The 21,941-nt window shown below is 45.3% G+C and carries 18 protein-coding genes and 1 tRNA gene; 8 read left to right on the top strand and 11 right to left on the bottom strand.

The window, feature by feature from the left end:
• The 3 genes from Q4549_RS02725 to dnaQ all read right to left on the bottom strand — a co-directional run bounded on the left by Q4549_RS02725 (position 1) and on the right by dnaQ (position 2,256).
• Positions 1–74, bottom strand: a tRNA-Asp gene (locus tag Q4549_RS02725).
• A gap of 146 nt (positions 75–220) precedes the next feature.
• A complete protein-coding gene (locus Q4549_RS02730; RefSeq protein ID WP_303549703.1) occupies positions 221–1,474 on the bottom strand; it encodes a TIGR03503 family protein in 1,254 nt (417 codons plus the stop codon).
• Positions 1,475–1,479: 5 nt separating this feature from the next.
• The gene (gene dnaQ, locus Q4549_RS02735; RefSeq protein ID WP_303549700.1) at positions 1,480–2,256 is read right to left on the bottom strand and encodes a DNA polymerase III subunit epsilon; all 777 of its coding nucleotides are present in this window, start codon (positions 2,254–2,256) and stop codon (positions 1,480–1,482) included.
• A gap of 51 nt (positions 2,257–2,307) precedes the next feature.
• On the opposite strand from dnaQ, the gene rnhA reads away from it, so the two are divergent.
• Positions 2,308–2,781 carry a ribonuclease HI gene (gene rnhA, locus Q4549_RS02740; protein ID WP_137674937.1) on the top strand — a complete coding sequence of 158 codons (474 nt, stop codon included), beginning with the start codon at positions 2,308–2,310 and terminating at the stop codon, positions 2,779–2,781.
• On the opposite strand, the gene Q4549_RS02745 is transcribed toward rnhA, so the two are convergent.
• Positions 2,778–3,494, bottom strand: coding sequence for a methyltransferase domain-containing protein (locus Q4549_RS02745; protein WP_303510210.1), 717 nt, complete (start codon positions 3,492–3,494; stop codon positions 2,778–2,780). The genes rnhA and Q4549_RS02745 overlap by 4 nt on opposite strands.
• Before the next feature lie 71 nt (positions 3,495–3,565).
• Between Q4549_RS02745 and gloB the strand changes: the two genes are divergently transcribed.
• Together gloB and Q4549_RS02755 are read left to right on the top strand one after the other, a co-directional pair.
• A complete protein-coding gene (gene gloB, locus Q4549_RS02750; RefSeq protein ID WP_303549697.1) occupies positions 3,566–4,336 on the top strand; it encodes a hydroxyacylglutathione hydrolase in 771 nt (256 codons plus the stop codon).
• 61 nt (positions 4,337–4,397) lie between these two features.
• A complete protein-coding gene (locus Q4549_RS02755; protein WP_303549694.1) occupies positions 4,398–5,999 on the top strand; it encodes a LysM peptidoglycan-binding domain-containing protein in 1,602 nt (533 codons plus the stop codon).
• On the opposite strand, the gene Q4549_RS02760 is transcribed toward Q4549_RS02755, so the two are convergent.
• Entirely contained in the window at positions 5,974–6,810 is an 837-nt protein-coding gene (locus Q4549_RS02760) for an endonuclease/exonuclease/phosphatase family protein (protein WP_303510202.1), read from the bottom strand. The genes Q4549_RS02755 and Q4549_RS02760 overlap by 26 nt on opposite strands.
• Positions 6,811–6,904: 94 nt before the next feature.
• Here Q4549_RS02760 and Q4549_RS02765 point away from each other — a divergent pair, with 94 nt between their 5' ends.
• The 3 genes from Q4549_RS02765 (at position 6,905) to Q4549_RS02775 (ending at position 11,370) form a co-directional block, all read left to right on the top strand.
• Entirely contained in the window at positions 6,905–7,774 is an 870-nt protein-coding gene (locus tag Q4549_RS02765) for a patatin-like phospholipase family protein (RefSeq protein ID WP_235836262.1), read from the top strand.
• A gap of 112 nt (positions 7,775–7,886) precedes the next feature.
• Entirely contained in the window at positions 7,887–9,548 is a 1,662-nt protein-coding gene (locus Q4549_RS02770; protein ID WP_303510199.1) for a methyl-accepting chemotaxis protein, read from the top strand.
• Positions 9,549–9,708: 160 nt separating this feature from the next.
• Positions 9,709–11,370, top strand: a complete 1,662-nt coding sequence (locus tag Q4549_RS02775) for a methyl-accepting chemotaxis protein (RefSeq protein WP_303510198.1) — start codon at positions 9,709–9,711, stop codon at positions 11,368–11,370.
• A gap of 66 nt (positions 11,371–11,436) precedes the next feature.
• Here the strand turns inward: Q4549_RS02775 and purL are convergent, their stop codons facing one another.
• Positions 11,437–15,330 carry a phosphoribosylformylglycinamidine synthase gene (gene purL / locus Q4549_RS02780; RefSeq protein WP_303549691.1) on the bottom strand — a complete coding sequence of 1,298 codons (3,894 nt, stop codon included), beginning with the start codon at positions 15,328–15,330 and terminating at the stop codon, positions 11,437–11,439.
• Positions 15,331–15,509: 179 nt separating this feature from the next.
• On the opposite strand from purL, the gene mltF reads away from it, so the two are divergent.
• Together mltF and Q4549_RS02790 are read left to right on the top strand one after the other, a co-directional pair.
• The gene (mltF, locus tag Q4549_RS02785) at positions 15,510–16,979 is read left to right on the top strand and encodes a membrane-bound lytic murein transglycosylase MltF (RefSeq protein ID WP_303549689.1); all 1,470 of its coding nucleotides are present in this window, start codon (positions 15,510–15,512) and stop codon (positions 16,977–16,979) included.
• Positions 16,980–17,088: 109 nt separating this feature from the next.
• Entirely contained in the window at positions 17,089–17,223 is a 135-nt protein-coding gene (locus Q4549_RS02790; RefSeq protein ID WP_303510189.1) for a hypothetical protein, read from the top strand.
• Here Q4549_RS02790 and tadA read toward each other — a convergent pair.
• From tadA to rbfA, 5 genes are all read right to left on the bottom strand, one after another.
• Complete coding sequence (tadA, locus tag Q4549_RS02795) at positions 17,203–17,712, bottom strand: tRNA adenosine(34) deaminase TadA (RefSeq protein WP_303549686.1); 510 nt, start codon at positions 17,710–17,712, stop codon at positions 17,203–17,205. The two genes, Q4549_RS02790 and tadA, sit on opposite strands and share 21 nt — an antisense overlap.
• Positions 17,713–17,862: 150 nt before the next feature.
• Complete coding sequence (gene pnp, locus Q4549_RS02800; RefSeq protein WP_303549683.1) at positions 17,863–19,977, bottom strand: polyribonucleotide nucleotidyltransferase; 2,115 nt, start codon at positions 19,975–19,977, stop codon at positions 17,863–17,865.
• Positions 19,978–20,161: 184 nt separating this feature from the next.
• The gene (rpsO, locus tag Q4549_RS02805; RefSeq protein WP_016402372.1) at positions 20,162–20,431 is read right to left on the bottom strand and encodes a 30S ribosomal protein S15; all 270 of its coding nucleotides are present in this window, start codon (positions 20,429–20,431) and stop codon (positions 20,162–20,164) included.
• Positions 20,432–20,532: 101 nt separating this feature from the next.
• Positions 20,533–21,480: a tRNA pseudouridine(55) synthase TruB gene (gene truB, locus Q4549_RS02810; RefSeq protein WP_303549680.1), complete on the bottom strand. Its 948-nt coding sequence runs from the start codon at positions 21,478–21,480 to the stop codon at positions 20,533–20,535.
• On the bottom strand, positions 21,480–21,902 hold the full coding sequence (gene rbfA / locus Q4549_RS02815) for a 30S ribosome-binding factor RbfA (protein ID WP_303510168.1): 423 nt from the start codon (positions 21,900–21,902) through the stop codon (positions 21,480–21,482). The genes truB and rbfA overlap by 1 nt, the downstream gene beginning before the upstream one ends.
• Between the last annotated feature and the right edge of the window lie 39 nt (positions 21,903–21,941).

The following is a 21,941-nucleotide window of genomic DNA, read 5'->3' on the forward strand; positions in this document are numbered from 1 at the left end:
CGGAGTGGACGGGACTCGAACCCGCGACCCCCGGCGTGACAGGCCGGTATTCTAACCAACTGAACTACCACTCCGCAGAACCATCTCGTCTGGTGCGGCGCAGATAATACGGTTATGCCTATTACGAGTCAACAAAGAATTGTCTTATTTCTTTAAAAATCCGTTCAAGCGCCGATGTTTTAGCCAATGCGCCGAGCTTTTAGCCAAGACGGTTAAAAAATCACTCAGACGGCATTTTTAAAGTACTGGCTTCATCCATTTTAGGCTCAACGCTTGGTTGGGCCGCTGGGGCTTCTTTGGCATTTTTTAACGCCGCTTCAAAAGCCTTACGTTTGCGCCACCAAATAAACAAAAATGCCAAGCCGGCAACCGCCACAAAACCGAATACCGATAACAGTATAACTAACCACAACGACATCTCTGGTTCTGGCACAACCACCGTCTTAACAACCACCGGTTCTGGCGGCGGAGGGGGAGGTGGTAAAATCACAAAATCTTCTTCAGGTAAATCGATAACAATTTCGCGGTTTTGAATCGTTGTTGCTAATAACGTCCCCATTACCCGATAGCGGCCTTGTTCTGTGGGTGTAGGCAAATCAACCGTAAATTCTTCACCGTCGGCATAAGTTTGAAAAGCTTGCTCCCACCCTACGTTGTTATATACCTTGCCGCTAATCACTACCGACTCAGGTCGCACTTCATCGGTATCTATCACCAACGCCATACGCGCTTGGCGCTGTTCGTCTTTTGGCGACATCACCTTTATAGACACTGGATTAGGATAAATAAGAACTGGTGAAAGCTGTGCGCGAGTGAAAATTTGGTTTAGCGTGCTCACCACAATCTCATACTTACCTGGCCGAGCTTCTAACCTGATGTGGGTTGTGAATACACCGTCGTCAGCATACTCGTCATAGTCTTTACCATCATCATAGAACTTTCCGAGTTCATCTCGACGCACTTCTACAGTTTGGTCTTCTAGTAACTGTTGACGCATTAGCGCTACGTTCATCAAGGCTTCTTTGAGCATGACCTCTAGATCTATCCGCTCGCCCTTAGAACTTAAACGTGCCGAGATGCGTAAACGTTCGCCTTGATATAGTTGATGGGGGATGGGATCAACGTTGAGCTCTACGTCACTGAGAATCCGAATACGGTTACGCCCGTTGTTTTCTGCCACTGCTTGCCAAGGACCACGCATCGGGTTTTCAATGGTCACAATATCCAGCTCGTCGGTTTCTAACCAGCTCACATTTTTGGGCACTTCCCAAGCGTAGATTTTGCTGCCATCGGGGCGTACTAAAATAGCAGCCGGAGAGCCCGGCGAACGATACAGCAGGAAAGTAGCTTTCTCGATACTGTGATCTAAACGAAAGCGGTTATCGATTAAAGGGATATCACGATTTTCAAAAATAGTGCTGGCTTGCAAGGGCAACGCCAGCCATAACAACAGCCACAGAGTTTTTTTAATCATTCAGTCTAGTTACGCCAGCGACACTGGCCTCCCTTTTTTTCTACCAAATCTAAGCGCTCTTGGTGCGAACCAAGTTCTTGTTCGCTGGCAAACACCACTTTTAGTGGAGGCCTATTTGAATCAACCAAGCGAACACCTACTCCGTCACCACTGCCCTTCTGCTTTAAGTTCAGCTTATTCTGGCCACCGGTCATCTTTAAGAACACGTCGGCCAATAACTCGGCATCAAGCAATGCGCCGTGATAGGTACGTGAAGAGCGGTCTACGCCATAGTAATCACTTAAAGAATCTAAGTTTTTCCGTGAAGGTAAGGGTTTATTACCCGCTAACTGTACTTCACGTTTATTGTACTCGCCTCGTCTTGCCACCAATAATGAATCGGTGATAGTACAAATATCGGCACAATTTGGCATCGCTTTAGTTAAGGTTCGCGACATCATGGCAAACTCGTGATCTAGGAAGCTAATATCGAAGTTTGCGTTGTGCGCGACTAACTCGGCACCACGAATAAACTCAACAAAGTCTCGCGCAACATCTCTAAATAGCGGTTTGTCGGCAATAAATTCATCGGTGATACCGTGAACGTGGATTGCTTCTTCATCAATCAACTGCTCTGGATTGATATACACATGAAAAGTATTACCGGTTAGCTTACGGTCAATAACTTCAACACAGCCAATTTCAATCACTCGGTGCCCTTGGTAGATAGGCCCGCCACTATCGTTCATACCGGTGGTTTCAGTATCAAATACGATTAAACGATGGCTCTTAGATTGGTTCAAAACAGCTCCTATGCGACACTAAGCAGATAATCCTGTTAGTTTACCAAAGATATGGCAAAAGAAGTTCACTTGTTTACCGATGGCTCTTGTTTAGGTAACCCTGGACCAGGAGGTTATGGCGCGCTGCTGGTATATCAGCAACATCGCAAAGAACTCAGCCAAGGCTTTCGCCTCACCACCAATAATCGTATGGAAATGCTCGCTGCTATTGTTGCCTTAGAAAGCTTAAAACAAGATTGCAAAGTCATTCTTACCACCGACAGCCAATATGTGCGTCAAGGTATTACTCAATGGATCCACAATTGGAAAAAACGCGCTTGGAAAACCGCAGCCAAAGCCGAAGTGAAAAATGTTGATTTATGGCAACGTTTAGATGCCGCTTGCCAACGTCATCAGGTTGAGTGGCATTGGGTAAAAGGCCATGCAGGCCACCCAGAAAACGAACGGGTAGACGATTTAGCTCGAGAAGCGGCTACCAATAACCCAGAGCAAATCGACCTCGCCTACGAACAGTTACACGATTAACCACTAATCGATGACGTTACAGGTATGCGCTGCTTGACTCTCCAAGCTTTTTTAATAGGAGTAAGCGGGGCTCTGCGTTTTCGAGCCACAATAAAATAAGCTGAGGCTGTGGCTCTAAAATAGCGTTTGCCCCAACGCTCAAACCATTGCGGTGCGGGTCGGCTATTAACAAAAGAGGTGTAAGCTAAACGCTCATCATTTAACACCTCAAAACCCAATAGGTTAAGCCAGTCTTTTACTCGCGCAGGAGTAAACATTCGGCAAGACCACGGCAAACCACGCTTTCTAAAAGGGAAATAACGGCGCATACCTAATAAGCTAAAAGGATTAAAACCACTAATAATAATGTAGCCGTCTGCAGTGAGTACGCGCTCCACTTCGCGCAATAATTGGTGAGGGTCTTTTGAAAAATCTAAACTGTGGGCTAACAAGCAGAGATCGATACTACTTTCTTGAAAAGGCAATTGCTCCGGTTTGGCACGCAAACCTATTAAATGCCCCTCCTTCGCCACATTTAACTGATGACGAATCATCGACGCGTGACAATTAAGCTGAGCACTTAAATTACCCAGTTTTAACATATGATAACCAAAAGCTACTGGCAGATATTGGTCCAACAAACTTTGCTGCTGATCCATTAGCCAATCACCTAATGGCAAATCTTGCCAGAAGTCAGGACTTTCAATTACTTCACGAATTTTCGCCGGCTTCATCAATTCCCCGTACCAATCTATTGCAGATAAGGCAATAATGTCTCATCGACTTTAACGACAGAGATATCATAATGCAAATCATCCATATACCCGCTTTTAATGATAACTATATCTGGTTATTAAAAGAGGTTGATTCAAACCATTGTGTCGTTGTCGACCCCGGTGATGCAAGCCCTGTGAAACAGCGTTTACAAGAAATTGATGGTCAGCTTAGCGCAATCCTTATTACCCACCATCATGCCGACCATATTGGAGGAGTAACAGAGTTACTCGAAGCCTATCCAGCAGCAGAAGTATTTGCCCCAAGTAATAGCAAATATCACTTTCCTCACACTGTTGTTAACGAAGGTATGATTATTACGCCGCAAGGTTTACGTGATGAGATGTCTGTTATTGAAGTACCAGGGCACACCTTGGATCATATTGCTTACTTTAGCCAGGGGCATTTGTTTATTGGCGATACCATTTTTTCGGCCGGCTGCGGTCGCTTGCGAGAAGGCAGCGCCGAACAAATGCACCACTCTTTAGCCAAAATTTGTCAACTTGATAGTGAAACGCTAATTTATGCCGCACATGAGTACACTCAAGCAAATCTTCAATTCGCCTTAGCTGTAGAACCTGATAATCAAGCTTTAGTGAACTTTCAGCAACAAGTAAGCAAGCAGCGTCAAATGGGATTACCCACCCTACCTACAAGTTTAGAGCAGCAACTGGCGATAAATCCTTTCCTACGTTGCCAGAATGCCTCAATTAAAGCTGCGGTAGAGCTAGAAAATTTACAGCCATTAAACAATGAGATAGCAGTGTTTGCTGCCCTCAGGTCATGGAAAGACCGCTTCTGACTTGCTAATTTCACGCGACCTCAATAACATTGGCTCTGAATTTTTAGTAGATGGATAAATCATGAAAGCGCTCATTGTTGGCCTTTTTTCATTGTTATTGGGCGCTTGCCAACTGACCACTCCCACCGTAACCGAGCAATTGGCCCCCGCCGATTCAGAGCTTACGCAACCAGAACAAAACACCGAAGTAGCGGCGAACAGTCAAACCAGTGACGACAACCTAAGCAAAGAAACAGAAGTTGTCGCTAAAGTCGAAGCGCCTCAGCCAGTGGTTTACGACGACGTGTGGCTGCGTATTGAAGACCAACTTGCGATACCGCTACCAGAAAATAACAAACGCCTACAAGCCCAGCTTAACTGGTTTTTAAAACATCCAGATTACATGCGCCGCGTATCAGTGCGCGCCGACCCTTATTTGTTCTTCATTGTTGAAGAAATTGAGCGTCGCAACATGCCATTAGAGCTGGCCTTGTTACCGATTGTAGAAAGCGCCTTTCAGCCTTTTGCCTACTCGCATGGCCGAGCGGCAGGCATTTGGCAGATTATTCCAGGAACGGGTACGCGCTTTGGCTTAGAGCAAAATTGGTGGTACGACGGACGACGTGACGTTTATGCTGCCACCCATGCCGCCTTAGATTACTTGGAATACCTCAACAAATATTTCGACGGCGATTGGTTACACGCCTTAGCGGCTTACAACTCTGGCGAAGGTCGAGTTCGTCGCGCTATTCGTGCTAACGAAAAAGCCGGTAAAGCCACTGACTTTTGGTCATTAAACCTGCCAAGAGAAACACGTGCTTACGTACCAAAACTACTGGCTTTAAGCCAAATGTTACAACAGCGTGATGACTACAAACTGAATATTCCAGCCATTGCGAACAAGCCGTATTTTGAAAAAGTAGCCACCTATAGCCAAATTGATTTAGCGTTGGCGGCTGAGCTTGCAGGTATCAAGCTAGACGAGCTGCATAAATTAAATCCTGGTTTTAACCGCTGGGCCACAGCACCAGACGGCCCACATTACTTGTTGGTTCCAACCAAAACAGTCCCCAACTTTGAGATTGCTTTAGCATCATTGTCTAAACAAGAACGCATGCAATGGGCACGTTACAAAGTAAAATCGGGTGATAGCTTAAGTGTTATTGCAAAGCGCTATAACACCACCAGCAAACAAATCCGCGAGCTAAACCAGCTGAGCAACAATACGATTCGAATTGGTCAGCATTTGTTGGTGCCGGTATCTTCTCGCAAACAAAGCGCTTATACCCTAAGCCAAAGCCAACGATTAGTTAGCCAGCAAAACAAGCCACGTGGTGACATCAAACTTAGTTACACAGTAAAGTCTGGTGATAGTTTTTGGAGCATCGCGCAAGCCTACAAGGTTAGCCACCGAAATGTTGCTAAATGGAATAGCATGGCGCCTACTGACACTTTGAAACCAGGTAAAAAGTTAGTTATTTGGCAAAAATCTAAAGCCAGTAAAAACCATATTCAAACCGTGACTTACCAAGTAAGAAATGGTGATTCACTGTCTCGTATTGCGCAAAAGTTTAAAGTATCGATAACCGATTTATTAAAGTGGAATGACCTAAATAAAAATCACTACTTACAGCCGGGTCAAAAGTTGAAGTTATACATTAACGTTGCCGAAGTGAGCGCGTAGAAAACTCAAAACTAGCCATTAAGGCGTTGTGATCCGATGTATCGGTAGCAACGCTTTGGCTACTTTGGAGCGTTAAGCCACGATAAAAAATATAATCTAAAGCTTTACCAAAAAAGCGAGTGCGTTCATCGGGTTTAAACGATACTGTTTTTAATTGATGGGCCAAAATAAACTGTTCCAACACTGCTAAACGTCCAACACTCCAGGTATTAAAATCCCCGGCTAAAATCAAAGGTCCATCATAAGCGGCCAACCAAGGGCTCAGTTGCTGTAATTGCTTTAAATAATCGGCTTCACTCAAGGTAAAGTTGATACTGTGTACATTAACAATCAATAAGCTTTTATCCTGCCACTGATAGTGTTGTAACAATGCCGATTTAGGCACCCTTATCCACGGCTCAGTGCTTAGCACCAAACAGTTCTCGCTACTCGCTTGCTTTGCAAGATTCACTACGCCTAGGCCGTCACCAAACCACTCAAATGCGATAGCTTGATACATGTGCCATTGGCTAAGCTTGCTCCATTGGCTAAAACGCTCCCTGCTCGCTTCTTGTAACAGCATAAAATCTACCTGCTGACTAAACTGCTCAAGCTGCTCTATCCATCCCTCATTTTGCCCTTTGTACGTATTCCAAACTAACACTGAAAAAGACCGGCTGTTTGGCTCGGCTTGCAGCAGCTCTGGCAGAGCTGGCTGATAAGTTAAGTCTTGATTATCGCAAGCAGGCAGCTCTGCAAAACAACTGATGCTAAATAGCACGCTGCAAGCAAGCAATAATTTAACCAGTGGTAGAGGTGTAAACAGTCTCAAGTGGCGCTCTCACAAATCAGTTTATTGTTATAAACAATAGCGATGTAAAAAAAATACGACATACTTGAGCTATCATCAAACAATGGAAACGCTAATGCAATCCAATGAGCCAAGGACTTTGGTACCCATCTTTGCGGGAGGTGGAACTCGGCTACCAGCACATATCGGGATCCTCGCGGGCTTAAAAGAGCTTAATGTTCAGTTCTCTCATATTGTGGGAGTATCTGGCGGCAGCATTATTAGTTCATTGTTTGCCAGCGGTATGGATGTAGAGCAAATCAAAGCCATTGCCCTAGATACCGATTTCGAACAGTTCAAAGGTTTTTCCTTGATCAGTTTATTACGCAACGGCGGGTTATGTTCAGGCGACAAATTCGAAGCGTGGATTGATGATTTGCTTAACGGTGCTACGTTCAAAGAACTTCCTTTACAACTGCACGTAGTGGCCACCGATGTACGCTCTGGTTCACCTGTAGTATTTGATGCTAAAAGAACCCCTGATCTCAAAGTTTCTCGGGCGGTGCGTTTTTCAATGTCTATTCCACTTATCTTTTCATTCAAGCCCTACCAAGACCATTTAATGGTAGACGGTAGCATTTTGTCTGAAGATGCTTTACATCAAGACTGGGCCACCGATGGCACCCCGGTAATTTGCTTTCGCTTACGTGGAGATAACGATATTAAGCCACTTCAAACCAACGGGATTTTCCCACTCGCGGCATACATATCACTATTAATACGTACTTTTATGACCACCATTTCTCGAGAATATGTTAATGAGAAATTCTGGCATCGCACTATTGTGGTTAATACTGGCAATACCTCACCGGTAGATTTTCATTTAGACGACCAAGCAAAACTACGCTTATTCGACACAGGATATAGAACTGCACTTGATATTGTTCCTGCTAAAATTTGGCATCAACAACACCCCGCCCCTCAAAGTGACAAAAACATTAATTAAAACAATGCATTGATCACGTTTTCAGTCATGACTAATGGTTAATACAAACTAGCTCCAGTTGCCGTCTACACTTATAAAAAGCTGTAAAATAAAACAATTTGGAAGAAAGATTATGTCCTTAACCATTCGAAAAAGACTGTTAATACTTGCCCTTGCCCCCGTGCTTATTTTGTCAATTAGTATCTTATTACTGACAATTTCAGAAACTCAAAAGCTCACTCACGGTCAATCAACCGAGACGCGAGAGAATATGGTTGCCATGAAAAAGGCAGAGTTAAAAGCCTACATGGACATGGCTTACTCCGCCGTCGCCGAAATTTATGAAAACGGCGGAACGCTTGAACAGGCACTGCCTATTTTGCAGCGCTTAGAATATGGCGAATCAGGGTATATTTTTGGCTATACCAATAAAGGTGTTCGAGTATTCATGGGGACTTTAGATAAGGGCATTGGTGATAACTTTTGGTCCTTACAAGACAAGCAAGGTCAGTATCTAATTCAAGACTTAATCAAGGCATCACAAAAAGAAGAATTTTATACCTACTACTTCCCCAAACCAGGTGCTACTGAGTCATCTCCCAAGCTTAGTTATGCTGTCTACTTAGATCGCTGGGATTTAATGATGGGAACAGGCTTTTATACCGACGATGTAGACGCGGTTATCGCTCAGCTTGAAGAGCATGCTGAAGAGAGCCTAAACTCCTCATTAATATTTTTGGGCTTAACCGCTTCTGCCCTGTTAGCCTTTGCCCTATTAATTGGATACTTCATTAATCGCAGCATTATGTCTCCACTGCACGATCTTACCCTGTCTTTTGAGAAACTGGCCAGTGGCGATGCCGACTTAAGTGCCCGCCTAAATACCAACTACGTACACGAATTTGGTCAACTCGCCACTAACTTTAATGCCTTTATTGAACTGCTGCATGAGATCATCAGCATGGTAGGCAAAGTGGCGCACGACGTAGCCCAAGAAACCTCGTCGATGTCTGACCGCGCCAACTCTGTAGACCAACTTTTAGTTGAACAACGCGAAGAAACCGAGCAAGTGGCCACCGCCATGACAGAAATGACCGCCTCGGCGCATGATGTTTCCGACAATGCTAATCAGGCCGCTAACTCTGCTCAGCAAGTAGATAACAGCGCTGGTGATGCAATGACCACAGTAGATAGCGCAGCAGCTACCGTGCAATCCTTGGCAAACGAGATAGGGCAAGCGAGTGAAGTTATCGCCAAACTAGAAGGCGATGTACAAAATATCTCATCAGCACTAAGTGTGATTCAAGGCATTGCCGAGCAAACCAACTTACTCGCACTAAACGCGGCCATTGAGGCTGCACGTGCGGGCGAACAAGGTCGCGGTTTTGCCGTGGTTGCCGACGAAGTACGCCAACTTGCCAGTCGTACTCAACAAAGTACCGGTGAAATTCATGGCATGATCGAGCGCCTTAAGAGTGGGTCTGATGCGGCAGTATCAGCCATGGATAGCAGCCAAGAACGCAGCGGAGAAGCGGTAACTGGTGCAAACGCCGCTAGTGAAGCACTACAACTGATTAAAAGTTCGATTCAACACATTATGGATATGAACGCCTTAATCGCCACCGCCACCGAAGAGCAAAGCCATGTGGGGCAAGAAATTTCTCAACGGATTGTGCATATTGCCGACCAATCAAGTCAATCGGCGGGTCTTGCTCAAGAAAATCGCAGCGGCAGTGTCAATCTTAATGAGCGAGCAGAACAACTTGAAGAGCTCGTTAAACGATTTACTTTATAAACTCAGCAAGTCGCTCACAAAAAGCCTCAATTTATTTGAGGCTTTTTTATATCAATTGTTAACTAGCCGGAATAATTCACAAAAATGACTAAGGCCTTGTGTTAGCTTGCCGAATAATAAAAAAGACCTCTAATAAAAATCAACAAGACAGGATCCAACTATGTCTCTTACAATTCGCCAACGTTTACTCGTTTTAGCCCTAGGGCCAGTTCTTATTCTTGCTACCAGCATGTTGTACCTAAGCTACAACGAAACCAAAGCACTCAGTCAAGCTCAGTCCTCAGAGACTCAAGAAAACATGATGGAGATGAAAAAAGCCGAGCTAAAAGCTTATATGGACATGGCTTATTCATCAGTCGCCAACATTTACGAAAGCGGCGGCAGTTTAGAGCAAGCTATGCCAACACTTAAACGCCTAAAGTATGGCGAATCAGGTTATCTATTTGGCTACCACAAAACCGGTACACGGGTGCTGCTAGGCGAAAATGACAAGGGTATTGGCGATAACTTTTGGTCCTTACAAGATAAACAAAATCAGTACATCATTCGCGATTTACTCAAAGCGTCTAAATCAGGTGAGTTTTATACTTACTACTTTCCCAAGCCTGGCGGTAATCAAGCGCTTCCTAAGCTTAGTTACGCCATTTATTTAGATAAGTGGGATATATTTATTGGCACCGGGTTTTACACCGATGATGTTGATGCCCTCATCACAAAACTGGAAGAAGAAGCACAAGCTAGCTTAGAGTCGTCGATGTTTTTCATATTCCTTACTGGTGCGGCATTACTGGGGCTTGCGGTGTTAATTAGCTACTTCATTAACCGAAGCATTATGGCGCCACTACAAGACTTGAATCAGTCTTTTGCTAAATTAGCCTCTGGCGAAGCCGATTTAAGTGCTCGCCTTAAGACCGATTATGTTCATGAGTTTGGTCAGTTGGCGGGTAACTTCAATGCCTTTATTGAATTGCTACATGAAATCATCAGCATGGTAGGTAAAGTTGCCTTAGATGTCTCAAAAGAAACCTCATCTATGTCAGACAGAGCCAACTCGGTAGACCAGCTGTTGGTTGAGCAGCGTGAAGAAACCGAGCAAGTGGCCACCGCGATGACAGAAATGACCGCATCTGCTCATGATGTATCAGACAACGCCAATCAAGCCGCAGACTCTGCCCAACAAGTAGATAATAGCGCTGGAGAGGCCATGACCACCGTAGATAGCGCTGCCGCTACAGTGCAATCGCTAGCAAATGAAATTGCCCAAGCCAGTGAAGTTATCGCTAAGCTAGAAGGTGATGTGCAAAATATTTCGTCTGCATTGAGTGTGATTCAAGGCATTGCCGAACAAACTAACTTGTTAGCCTTAAACGCAGCCATTGAAGCCGCTCGGGCTGGCGAACAAGGTCGCGGCTTTGCGGTTGTTGCCGATGAAGTACGTCAACTGGCCAGTCGCACCCAACAAAGTACTGGGGAAATTCATGGCATGATTGAGCGCTTAAAAAGCGGTTCCGATGCAGCGGTATCTGCCATGGACAGCAGCCAAGAGCGCAGTGGAGAGGCTGTAACAGGGGCCAATGCTGCTAGTGAAGCCCTGCAACTGATTAAAGATTCAATTCAGCACATTATGGATATGAACGCCTTAATCGCGACTGCCACTGAGGAGCAAAGCCACGTAGGCCAAGAAATCTCTCAACGCATCGTACATATTGCTGACCAATCCAGTCAATCTGCTGGCTTGGCTCAGGAAAACCGTAGCGGCAGTTTGAACCTAAAACAACGTGCCGAACAACTCGAAGAACTCATTAAACGCTTTACTTTGTAAACCCAATCACTGGTTCGCCCAATAAAAAAGCCACCCTAGGGTGGCTTTTTACTCGCTAACGTTTGATTAACCTACGTTAACGCGTGCGTTACGGAACATACGCATCCACGGGCTATCTTCGCGCCAGTCATCTGGGTGCCACGAGTGCGCCACGGTGCGGAATACGCGCTCAGGGTGAGGCATCATAATAGTCACTCGACCATCTTTTGATGACAAACCTGTAATGCCAAGCGGTGAACCGTTCGGGTTAGCTGGGTATTGCGTGCTAGCTTCGCCATAGTTATCCACGTAGCGTAAGGCCACGGTACCACTGTTAGCTAAGGCGTCTAAATGCGCTTGGTCACGCACTTCTACGCGGCCTTCTCCGTGAGATACCGCGATAGGCATTTGTGAACCAGCCATACCGTTTAAGAAAATTGACGGTGATTGCTGTACTTCTACCAAGCTGAAACGCGCTTCAAAACGTTCTGATTCATTGCGTACAAAACGAGGCCACAAGTCAGCACCTGGAATCAGCTCACTGAGGTTAGACAACATTTGACAACCATTACACACACCCAGTGCAAAAGAATCGTTACGCTCGAAGAATGCACTGAACTGTTCACGCGCTCGGCTGTTAAACAGAATCGACTTAGCCCAACCTTCACCAGCACCAAGTACGTCACCGTAAGAGAAGCCACCACAAGCTACTAAACCTGCGAACTTATCTAGGCTCACTCGGCCAGCCAAAATATCGCTCATATGAACATCTACTGCTGCGAAACCAGCTCGGTCAAAGGCGGCTGCCATTTCATGATGCGAGTTAACACCCTGCTCACGTAAAATAGCCATTTCTGGTTTTAGCCCCTTAACAATGTAAGGCGCAGCAACGTCTTCATTAATGTCAAAGCTTAAACCAATGTTCAAACCAGGATCTGCCGCATCAAACTTAGCGTCAAACTCTTGCTTTGCACACTCTGGGTTATCACGCAGCGCTTGCATTTGATAAGTAGTTTCAGCCCAAACACCGCGGTAGTGAGTGCGGGTATTAGCCAGTACCACTTCACCGTTGCGGGTAAAGCGGATAGCGTCATCATCGTTCAGTGAACCAATCACATGGCTGCAAGAGGCTAAGCCGTGACCTGCTAACACATTAAGTACTGCTTCTTTATCTTCAGTTTTAACCTGAATTACCGCACCTAGTTCTTCATTGAATAGTGCTTCTACACTGTCTCCAGCGAGCAAATCTAAGGCTACATTTACGCCGCAATGTCCTGCAAAGGCCATTTCTGCCACAGTGGTAAATAAACCACCGTCACTACGGTCATGGTACGCCAATAGCTTTTGATCAGCAGTAAGTACTTGAATGGCATTAAAGAAACCTTTAAGCAGCTCAGGTGAATCAACATCAGGCACCTTATTGCCTAGCTGTTTATAAACCTGGGCTAAACACGAGGCGCCCATGCGGTTTTTACCCTGACCTAAATCGATTAAGATTAAGTCTGAGTCACCAAGGTCATTACGCAGCTGAGGAGTCACCGTTAGGCGAATATCTTCAACTTTGGCAAAAGCACTGATAATCAATGAAAGCGGCGAAGTCACAGACTTATCTTGACCTTCATCTTGCCAAGCCGTCTTCATCGACATTGAATCTTTACCAACCGGAATGGTTAAACCTAGCGCAGGACATAATTCCTCACCCACCGCTTTAACCGCTTCATACAAACCAGCATCTTCACCAGGGTGACCCGCTGCAGACATCCAGTTAGCCGATAACTTAATATTATTTAGCGAACCAATATTAGTGGCGGCAATGTTGGTTAGTGCTTCAGCTACCGCTAAACGGGCTGAGGCAGCGTGGTCAATCAGTGCCGCAGGGGTGCGCTCACCAACCGACATCGCTTCGCCATGGTAAGTATCATAGCTGGCTGCTGTTACTGCACAGTTCGCTACGGGTACTTGCCAAGGGCCTACCATTTGGTCGCGAGCCACTAAGCCGGTAACACTGCGATCACCAATGGTAATTAAGAAGGTCTTCTCGGCAATTGCCGGCAAACGCAACAAACGCTCGGCCGCATCGCTTAAGTCTAGTTTTTCAGTGTTGAAACCAGGGCCGTTAAAGCGAGCGGATGTAACATCACGATGCATTTTAGGGGCTTTGCCTAACAGAACCTCTAACGGCATACGAATAGGATCGTTGCCAAAGTGCGAATCGTGCAGGACTAAATCCATTTCTTCAGTTGCTACACCAATCACTGCGTATAGCGCGCGCTCACGTTCACAAATGGCATCAAATACAGCTAGGTGCTCTGGTGCTACAGCAAGCATGTAACGTTCTTGCGACTCGTTACACCAAATCTCTAAAGGCGACATGCCAGGTTCGTCATTTGGCACCGCGCGTAAATCAAAAATGCCACCGCGGCCACCATCGTTTACTAATTCAGGACAAGCGTTAGATAAACCACCTGCACCAATATCGTGAATAAAGGCAATAGGGTTCGCGTCACCTAGCTGCCAACAACGGTCGATAACCTCCTGACAACGGCGTTCCATTTCTGGGTTTTCACGCTGTACCGAAGCAAAATCTAAATCTTCACTTGATTGGCCAGAAGCCATTGAAGAAGCCGCGCCGCCACCTAGGCCAATATTCATTGCTGGACCACCCAGAACAATAATTTTTGCGCCAACCGGGATCTCGCCTTTTTCTACGTGGTCTTCGCGAATGTTGCCTAAACCACCGGCCAACATAATCGGTTTGTGATAACCACGAACTTCTAAGCCGTTAAAGCTTTCTACTTGCTCTTCGTAAGTACGGAAGTAACCAAGAATATTAGGTCGACCAAATTCGTTGTTAAAAGCAGCGCCACCTAACGGAGCTTCTAACATAATCTCTAGGGCGTTAACGATACGGCTCGGTTTACCAAAGTCACTTTCCCAAGTTTGTTCAAAACCCGGAATACGCAAGTTACTAACAGTAAAGCCCACCATGCCCGATTTAGGCTTAGAACCACGACCAGTAGCACCTTCGTCGCGAATCTCACCACCAGAGCCGGTAGCGGCTCCAGGATATGGAGAAATAGCGGTTGGGTGGTTATGCGTTTCTACCTTCATAAGAATATGAATATCTTCTTGATGGTAGTTGTATTGCTTGGTGTCTGAATTTGGGAAGAAACGCCCCGCCACAGAGCCAGTCATTACCGCGGCATTATCTTTATACGCCGACAATACATAATCGCTGTTTAGCTCATAGGTATTCTTAATCATTTTGAACAAAGATTTAGGCTGTTTTACCCCATCAATTGTCCAATCTGCATTAAAAATTTTATGACGACAGTGCTCTGAGTTTGCTTGGGCAAACATCATTAGCTCAACATCATTAGGATTACGTTTCATTTTCTCAAAATTTTCTACTAAGTAGTCAATTTCGTCATCAGCTAAGGCTAAACCCAACTCTTGGTTAGCTTGCTCTAAAGCTTGTTTGCCACCGCTAAGAATATCTACCGATGTAAAAGGTGCTGGGCTAGCGTGTTCAAATAAGGCAGCTGCTTGTTCCACCTCTGCATATACCGCTTCCATCATGCGGTCATGAATCAAGCTGTTTAATTGAGCGCTTTGTAACTCGCTTAACTCACTGCTGATTTCTACGTAGTAAGCAATACCACGCTCTAAACGTTGTACGTTGGTTAGTCCACAGTTATGAGCAATGTCGCTGGCTTTTGAAGACCAAGGAGAAATTGTGCCAGGGCGAGGAGTAACCAATAACAGTTTTCCAGTTGGCTGGTGTTCTGCAATGGTAGGCCCGTAGGTTAATAACTTGTCTAATACTTGTTGTTCAGCATCACTTAAATCTGTAGATATATCAGCAAAATGCATGAACTCAGCATAGATAGAAGTAACAGGAAGGTCTTGCTCTGCGCAACGTTTTAACAGTTGTGCAATTCGAAAATCAGACAGTGCAGGTGCACCACGTAGTACCAACATATTTATGGCTCGCTTTTCCAGATGGAGGTGGGAGGGGGAAAATTGCGCGTATTATAGATAAAAACTGCGACAATGGTAAACAAAACGTTAGCTTAACGAGGAAAACCGCGCTTAAAGCTAGACAGCTAGGCGGATATCCATAAAATCGAATAAAAATATTAGTGTGGAAAACAAATTTGATGATTAAACAGCAACGCTTCACCCTGCTCTTAGCGTTGCTCGCTTTGTTTCTTTTGCAAGGCTGCGAACCCAAACCTTTTGTCTCTGAACTAGAGCAAATTCGCCAACGCGGAAAATTGCGCGTGGGAACGCTGTATAGTCAGCAAGTTTTCTATTACGACCAGCACGAGCAACCTACCGGCATGGAGTATGAGTTGCTAGAAGACTTTGCCGCTTACCTTGGTGTTGAGCTGCAAATGGTGCCTTTATATAACCAAACCGAACTTTACCGAGGCTTGCACAACAAGCAGGTAGATTTATTAGGTGCAGCTTTATCCCCCACCAATGCGCTGCGTGAGAATTTTCGTTTCTCCCCTGAAATTTATCGTGTTGATGCCAAAGTTGTTTACAAGAAAAATACCCGCCGCCCCCGCGATATTAGCCAAGTAGACTCACCGTTATGGATCACCTCGGGCAGTTATCACCAGCCTTTATTAAAAAGCTACCGTAAAGAAAATCCTGAGCTGAGCATAGAGGTGACTGACCGACTAGATAGCAGCGAACTACTTAAAAGCATTGTGGATGAGGAAATCCGCTTCGCCTTAGTCGACGATACCACCTTGGCGCTACATCAGCGCTTTTACCCAGATCTTGCCGAGGCCTTTACTCTCAACAAATCTACGTCAGTGGTATGGATGGTTAACCGGCTTCGTGATGACAGTTTGTATAGCGCCTTAATCGAATTTATTGGTGATAAGCACAACAGCGGTGGTATTACTCGTTTATATGAGCGTTATTTTGGCCATATTCAACGTTTTGACTATGTTGATACTCGCGCCTTTTTGCGCTCAACCACCACTCGCCTGCCGAAGTACGAAGACTGGTTTAAGCAATATGCGGGGAAACTAGACTGGCGCCTAATTGCTGCCGTGTCATATCAAGAGTCTCATTGGCGCCCGCACGCTAAATCGTTTACCGGTGTACGCGGCATGATGATGTTAACCCTTCCCACGGCTAAGTCTGTGGGAGTGACCAATCGGCTTGATCCAGAGCAAAGTATTCGTGGTGGAGCCGAGTACTTACAAAAGTTAATTAATCGCGTGCCCGACAGCGTGCGCGAAGATGACAAGATCTGGTTTGCCTTGGTGTCCTACAACATTGGTTTCGGCCACATGTTAGATGCCAGACGAATTACTAGAATGCGTGGTGGTGATCCCGATGCTTGGGTAGATGTGAAGGAAAATTTACCGCTATTGATGCGTAAAAAGTGGTATCAACAAACTCGTTATGGCTATGCTCGCGGCCAAGAAGCCTATAACTATGTGAACAATATTCGTCAATATTATCAAAGCTTACTGTGGTTAGATGCTCAAAGAAAAGAGTCTCAGCGACGCCAGGAGTTAATGAAGAATCGCGCGCCTTACCCAGTGAATAACCCTACAGGTTCGGTAAGCACTCCGAATAAAACAGAGATTAATCCCAACAATTAGAGAATAATCTTGACGATTTGTCACAATACTGTCATGTTTTGTGCTTAATCTACAATGGAGATTAAAAACAGTAAGCGTCCTGCCTAACATAATGGAGAGGATAGATAGTATGATTAGAAAAAAACGCGTTACCCTTCACTCGCCACGCCGCCGCATTCAACTGGCTCGTCAGCATCGTAAGGTTTTATTAAGACAACGTTCTTTTGTTTTGTCTGAAATGGGTTTAGTCAGCGTCGCTGGGTAAATCACTGCTCTGTTGTTTTTTTCGCAGCTTGTGTTGTTCACGACGCTTGCGGAAAAAACGACTAATAGTATCAGCGCAAGATTCAGCCAACACACCAGCTTCAATCTCTACTTTATGATTAAGCTGCTTACAATTAACAATATTGAACACACTTCCGGCCGCACCTGTCTTTAAATCATTGGCACCAAACACTAAGCGCTTCACACGGGCGTGCACCATTGCACCCGCACACATAGAGCAAGGCTCTAAGGTAACGTAAAGCGTGGTGTCTAATAGTCGGTAATTACCTATCTTTTTGCCTGCCTCGCGCAATGCTAGCACTTCTGCGTGAGCGGTAGCATCATTTAGCGTAATGGTTTGATTCCAGCCCTCGCCCACCACCTCGCCTTGGTAAACCACCACTGCTCCCACTGGTACTTCGCCCTGAGCCTCAGCTTTCGCAGCTAAGTTTAGTGCATAGTTCATCCAGTCAATATCAGTGTATTCCAAAACGATGTCTCTCAAGCTTAATTAGGGGGCATATTGTAAACCCGAACAGTGATAGACAAAAGCCAGCAACTCCGGCTTTAACTCATTCACAATACAACAAACACAAAAAAGCCGGCGTATAGCCGGCTTTTTTACTGATTAAATAAGCGTTTATTCAGCAGGTTTTTCTGCTGGAGCTTCGCTAGGCGCAGCCGCTTCTTTAATACTTAAACGTACGCGACCTTGGCGGTCTACTTCTAGTACTTTAACTTTAACGATGTCGCCAACAGTTAGGTGGTCAGATACATTCGCAACACGCTCTTGAGAGATTTGCGAGATGTGTACTAGGCCATCTTTACCAGGAAGGATTTCAACGAATGCACCAAAGTCTGCTAAGCGAACAACTTTACCTTCGTAGAATTGACCCGCTTCAACTTCAGCAGTTAACTGCTCAATACGTTTAATCGCTTCTTGAGCTTGCGCATTGTCAGTAGCGGCAACTTTTACAGTACCGTCATCTTCGATTTCGATAGTAGTGCCAGTTTCGTCAGTAAGTGCACGAATCGTAGCGCCACCTTTACCAATAACGTCTTTGATCTTCTCAGGGTTAATCTTAAGCGTATGGATACGTGGAGCAAACTCAGAGATATCTTCGCGAGAAGTACCGATAGCTTGGTCCATTACACCTAGAATATGTAAACGCGCGCCTTGTGCTTGACGAAGAGCGATTTCCATAATTTCTTTAGTGATACCTTCAATCTTAATATCCATCTGCAATGCAGAGATACCTTCAGAAGAACCGGCTACTTTAAAGTCCATGTCGCCTAGGTGATCTTCGTCACCCAGAATGTCAGAAAGAACAACAAAGTTGTCACCCTCTTTCACTAGACCCATTGCGATACCCGCAACAGAGGCTTTAATTGGAACACCAGCGTCCATCAATGCCAATGAGCTACCACAAACTGAAGCCATTGAGCTTGAACCGTTAGATTCAGTGATTTCAGAAACAACACGTACTGTGTACGGGAATTCTTCTGAGGTAGGCATAACCGCAGCAACACCACGTTTAGCTAAGCGGCCATGGCCGATTTCGCGACGCTTAGGAGAGCCAATGAAGCCGGTTTCACCAACACAGTATGGAGGGAAGTTGTAGTGCAACATAAAGCGAGATGTTTGCAAGCCAGCTAGCGAGTCAATCATTTGAGCATCACGCTCAGTACCTAAAGTACAGGTTACTAATGCTTGCGTTTCACCACGAGTAAATACTGAGCTACCGTGAGTACGCGGTAATACGCCAGTCATTACGTCTAGAGCACGAATCATGTCTGGTTCGCGACCATCGATACGTGGCTCACCAGCAATAATGCGTGAACGTACTACGTTTTTCTCTAATTTGCCTAGCTCGTCACCAATGTCTTGGCTGTCTAGAGCGTCGTCTTCAGCCGTTAATGCTTCAACAACTGATTTTTTGATTTCGCCAACTTTAGCGTAACGCTCAGTTTTATCAGTAATTTGGTAAGCTTCAGTTAACTTAACTTCTGCTAACGCTGCTACTTTGTCTTTAAGTACAACGTCTACTGCAGGTGCTTGCCAATCCCAAGCAGGTTTAGCCGCTTCTTCACACAGCTCGTTAATGGCAGTGATTACCGCATTAGATTGCTCGTGACCGTATACTACCGCGCCTAACATTACTTCTTCAGACAACAACTCAGCTTCAGATTCAACCATTAGTACTGCACTTTCAGTACCGGCAACCACTAAGTCTAGTTTGCTTTCTGGAAGCTCTTCAGTGGTTGGGTTAAGGATGTAGTTACCATCAATGTAACCAACACGTGCTGCACCAATTGGACCGTTAAATGGAATACCTGAAAGGCTTAATGCCGCAGAGGTACCAATTAGGGCAACAATGTCTGGTTGTACTTGTGGGTTAACAGATACCACAGTAGCTACAACTTGTACTTCGTTTACAAAGCCATCTGGGAATAGCGGACGAATTGGACGGTCAATCAAACGTGCAATTAAGGTTTCATCTTCAGAAGGGCGACCTTCGCGCTTGAAGAAACCACCAGGAATTTTACCTGCTGCGTAAGTACGTTCTTGGTAGTTAACAGTCAACGGGAAGAAATCTTGGCCAGGAGTAGCGGTTTTCTTGCCCACTACCGATACAAATACTGTTGTATCGTCCATAGTTACCATTACAGCAGCGGTTGCTTGACGAGCAATAGCGCCAGTTTCGATGGTGACTGTATTCTCACCGTATTTAAACGTTTTTACGATAGGATTCACGTGAATTTCCTTTAATTTATGTGCTCTTTTAATTCGCGCTAAAGTATAAAACAATGCTATTGCAAAAGATAACTTTATCCTTATTAAAAGCCTTGTTATTGCGCGAGTTTGTGATTTTTATTTAGGCAACAAAAAAGGGAGCCTAATGGCTCCCTTTCGGTATTCTTTCTTGGCGACGTTAAAATTAACGACGTAGACCCAATTTAGCGATCAACTCAGCGTAGCTCGCTTGGTTTTTACGCTTCAAGTAATCAAGCAATTTACGACGCTGGCTAACCATGCGTAGTAGACCACGACGGCTGTGGTGATCGTGAATGTGCTTCTTGAAGTGACCTTGCAAGTGGTTGATTTGTGCAGTTAACAAAGCAACTTGAACTTCAGAAGAACCAGTGTCTCCTGCTTCACGTGCGTATTCTGCAACGATTGCTGCTTTTTCAGTGCTACTTAGTGACATACTAACTCCTAAAAATGTAAATTTACTCTCCGCCAATCACTAACTCAGCGAAGAAGGACGCGCATTATATAGCGCGTTCAGTACAGTTGCAAGCAACGAACTTAACTATCGCTGCTTTGAATCAAACGCTTGGGCGCCACTAAACCATCATCATTCAGCTGACCAATTCCCACAAATCGGCGTTGCTCGCCAATAGTAAGCCTGAACACGTCATTCAACGGCGCGCCAGCCACTTGCATAGCTTGCCCTTGCATTAAATATCCACCCAAGGCCTCGGGGATATTTACTTCAGCTAAATGCTCAACTGCAGAGTCCATTGGCAACAATAAAGGATCCAATAACTCTTTAGGTGCAATCTCCTGCTCATTGGCTTGTTCCAATAAGGCTTCAAGTTGCTCCAGCGTCACCATTCGCTCACTGGGGTAACTAGCCACTTGCGAGCGATGCAATTTAACCACATGTGCGCCACAGCCAAGCATTTCACCTAAATCATCAATAATGGTACGAATATAGGTACCCTTACTGCAGTGCACGTCAAGCGTTAGCATATCGCCTTCAAGCGAAATGAAGTTATTCTCGTACACTGTAATCGGCCGAGCTTCGCGCTCAATAGTGATGCCTTCTCGAGCATAACTGTATAAAGGCCTACCATTGTGCTTTAACGCCGAGAACATCGACGGCACTTGATTGATAGGCCCTCGAAAAGTATCTAAAGCCGTTTCTACGTCTGTTTGATTAACGTTTACTTCACGTTGCTCAACCACTTCACCATCTGAATCAGAGGTATTAGTGCGAACACCTAGCTGAGCAGTTACTTGATAACGCTTATCTGAGTCGAGCAAGAACTGTGAAAACTTGGTCGCTTCGCCCAAACAAATAGGCAACATACCGGTCGCTAAAGGATCTAACGCGCCTGTATGCCCTGCCTTTTGAGCAAAATAAATCCGCTTAATACGCTGCAAAATGCCGTTAGACGACACGCCAGTAGGTTTATTCAGCAGAAGGATGCCATCAATCGCGCGTCCCTTTTTTCTGCGTCCTTGTCCCATTACTCGCCCTCTTTCTCTTGCTCTGCATCGTCGACTAATGTGCGACCAGAAGCTTCTGCTTTTTGCTTATCGTCTTTCACCGCTTTAGTCGCCAGCTCTGTCATGCGTAAACCTTCACGCAATGAGCCGTCGTAATGAAAACGCAACTCTGGTACCGCACGTAAACGCATTGCTTTAGCTAATAGATGACGAACATAACTAACATGCTCTTCTAACGCTTCTAGGCTAGCTTTTACCGCGTCTTCGCTGTCATCTAAAAAAGTGACAAAGACTTTGGCATAAGCTAAATCTCGGGTCACTTCTACCGCTGATACTGTTACCAGGCTCAAGCGAGAGTCACGTACTTCACGCTGTAAAATTACAGCAACTTCTTTTTGAATTTGTTGGGCTACCCGATCAGGGCGGCTAAATTCTCTAGGCATCACATTTCTCCTGATACCACTCCCAAGGGAGCATTAAAA

This window comes from Agarivorans sp. 2_MG-2023 (genome assembly GCF_030548085.1).
In the GTDB taxonomy this organism is placed as follows: Bacteria; Pseudomonadota; Gammaproteobacteria; order Enterobacterales; family Celerinatantimonadaceae; genus Agarivorans.

Coding starts and splice junctions, on each gene's coding strand:
- Q4549_RS02730 (WP_303549703.1), bottom strand. CDS start 1,474: ATGATTAAAAAAACTCTGTGGCTGTTGTTATGGCTGGCGTTGCCCTTG.
- rnhA (WP_137674937.1), top strand. CDS start 2,308: ATGGCAAAAGAAGTTCACTTGTTTACCGATGGCTCTTGTTTAGGTAAC.
- Q4549_RS02745 (WP_303510210.1), bottom strand. CDS start 3,494: ATGAAGCCGGCGAAAATTCGTGAAGTAATTGAAAGTCCTGACTTCTGG.
- gloB (WP_303549697.1), top strand. CDS start 3,566: ATGCAAATCATCCATATACCCGCTTTTAATGATAACTATATCTGGTTA.
- Q4549_RS02755 (WP_303549694.1), top strand. CDS start 4,398: ATGAAAGCGCTCATTGTTGGCCTTTTTTCATTGTTATTGGGCGCTTGC.
- Q4549_RS02765 (WP_235836262.1), top strand. CDS start 6,905: ATGCAATCCAATGAGCCAAGGACTTTGGTACCCATCTTTGCGGGAGGT.
- Q4549_RS02770 (WP_303510199.1), top strand. CDS start 7,887: ATGTCCTTAACCATTCGAAAAAGACTGTTAATACTTGCCCTTGCCCCC.
- Q4549_RS02775 (WP_303510198.1), top strand. CDS start 9,709: ATGTCTCTTACAATTCGCCAACGTTTACTCGTTTTAGCCCTAGGGCCA.
- purL (WP_303549691.1), bottom strand. CDS start 15,330: ATGTTGGTACTACGTGGTGCACCTGCACTGTCTGATTTTCGAATTGCA.
- mltF (WP_303549689.1), top strand. CDS start 15,510: ATGATTAAACAGCAACGCTTCACCCTGCTCTTAGCGTTGCTCGCTTTG.
- Q4549_RS02790 (WP_303510189.1), top strand. CDS start 17,089: ATGATTAGAAAAAAACGCGTTACCCTTCACTCGCCACGCCGCCGCATT.
- rpsO (WP_016402372.1), bottom strand. CDS start 20,431: ATGTCACTAAGTAGCACTGAAAAAGCAGCAATCGTTGCAGAATACGCA.
- truB (WP_303549680.1), bottom strand. CDS start 21,480: ATGGGACAAGGACGCAGAAAAAAGGGACGCGCGATTGATGGCATCCTT.
- rbfA (WP_303510168.1), bottom strand. CDS start 21,902: ATGCCTAGAGAATTTAGCCGCCCTGATCGGGTAGCCCAACAAATTCAA.